The organism is uncultured Serinicoccus sp., assembly GCF_947487915.1.
In the GTDB taxonomy this organism is placed as follows: Bacteria; Actinomycetota; Actinomycetes; order Actinomycetales; family Dermatophilaceae; genus Ornithinicoccus.
The window spans coordinates 1-266 of sequence record NZ_CANKYH010000046.1 but is presented as its reverse complement, the minus strand read 5'-3'; the positions used below and the strand labels follow the sequence as shown (position 1 = coordinate 266).

Sequence of the window (266 nt, the reverse complement as noted above, 5' to 3'; positions counted from 1 at the left end):
ACCCCCAGGCCGAGGATCAACATCCGCGCACTCACGCCGCAGGCGCGCAATGTACGCAACAGCCCGCGTCGCTGCTCCAGGGCCAGGCCGATGGCCGCATGCACAATAAACAGCCCCACCACAAAGGACAGGAAGCCCAGCGCATCAAGGTTCAGGTGAAAGCTTTCGGTGAGCCGCGACAGGTTGTTGTCTTCGCCCTGCTTGAGTTGCAGCTCGGCCGGCGGCGTGGGCTGGCTGGCGGCGTAAGCCTTGTCCACCAGCAAGCG

General features: G+C 64.7%; 1 protein-coding gene. It reads right to left on the bottom strand.

The features are described from left to right. A partial coding sequence (locus Q0795_RS17155) for a hypothetical protein (RefSeq protein WP_298891783.1) occupies positions 1-266 on the bottom strand: 266 nt, incomplete at both ends.